The sequence below is a fragment of the Chryseobacterium sp. SIMBA_029 genome (assembly GCF_046535275.1).
Classification (GTDB): Bacteria; Bacteroidota; Bacteroidia; order Flavobacteriales; family Weeksellaceae; genus Chryseobacterium.
The window spans coordinates 1-1,298 of sequence record NZ_JAWRXA010000030.1; the positions used below are offsets into that span (position 1 = coordinate 1).

General features: G+C 39.3%; 1 protein-coding gene. It reads left to right on the top strand.

Going from position 1 to position 1,298, the window contains the following annotated elements:
• Positions 1–1,298: hypothetical protein (locus SB679_RS23060; protein WP_410704630.1), on the top strand; the 1,298-nt coding region annotated here is incomplete at both ends.

The following is a 1,298-nucleotide window of genomic DNA, read 5'->3' on the forward strand; positions in this document are numbered from 1 at the left end:
TACCTGGCTTATCTCCAGCAGGAGACGAATATTATCAATCCCGAGATTCAATACTGGTCTTCTATGGGTAATGGTCCTATTGATACTAATCAAAACTTGCAGTATACCTTCACGATGCCAGGTGATCCCGCAGTAAAGAAAAAGTTTAAATTTGTGCTTGATATTCCTGAATACTCGTATCCTATACCTCCTGAACTTCCTGAGGTTCCAGGATTCCCTCCACTTCCTAAACCCAGAAAAGACAATCTGAAGATTGTTTTAAAAAGAGGCAGTGAGATCATCATTCCGCAGCTGACAATAACAGAAGGGATGTATAAGGAGTATAATCTTAATGGTTATCCAGGTACTTATAGCCTTGAATTTGTTTCTACAGGAGGTGCAGTAGGGACTGGCAGTTTTAATGCCGCCGAAATGAAGCTGCATCCCGGCCCCTTTAGAAGTGCAATGGCTACAGGATATACCAGGATAAAAAATATAAAATATTATAAAAATACGGATGATACTTCTGCCTACAGGACGATTGATTATGAATATGATTCTTTTGATCTTCCCAACAGTGCCAGTGGGTATTTGTATGATACTGACCGGGATAGTGAAAGTGATTTGATGACACAGTACGTCTTGTATAAAAATGTAAAAGTTTCAGAGGCAGGAACAGGGATGCAGCGATATTATTTTAAGACTCCGGACGACTATCCAAAGCAGCAGATTGGAGGGACAGCACAAGAACCGCAGTATTTCTGGCCGTATTATAATGTCACCAAAGGCGGGCTATTATCTAAAAAAGAAATTTACAATGAACAAAACACCCTGTTAACAGCGGAACTCTATGATTACGAACTGGACAAATACACGGATGAGGAATATAATTTTAACACGATGGGTAAAATAACCTCAAAGCCTTCCTATGTTAAAAAAAGCAATGTCATTAGTAAAGCTTACTTTGGCGGAAACCAGCCCGTTATTTCGCAAACTGAAACGTCAATGAGTCCTCTTAATTTTCAGCCTAACTATATCAAAGAAACAGGTAGCAGTGGAGAGATTATGGAAAAGCAGATCTATTATCCAAAAGACCAATCAGGATATGCTCATTTAGAAAATGCCAATATTACCAATATACCAGTACAAACGATCACAAAAAATAACGGTAAAGTGATTTCCAATACACAGCTGAAGTATGATAACAATAAGCTTCAGCCGACTTCCGCAGTATTGATCAACCCTAATGACGGCAGCTTGAAGACAGCAATCAGATATGATGATTACGATGCCCAAGGCAATCTTCGTCAGTATACCGC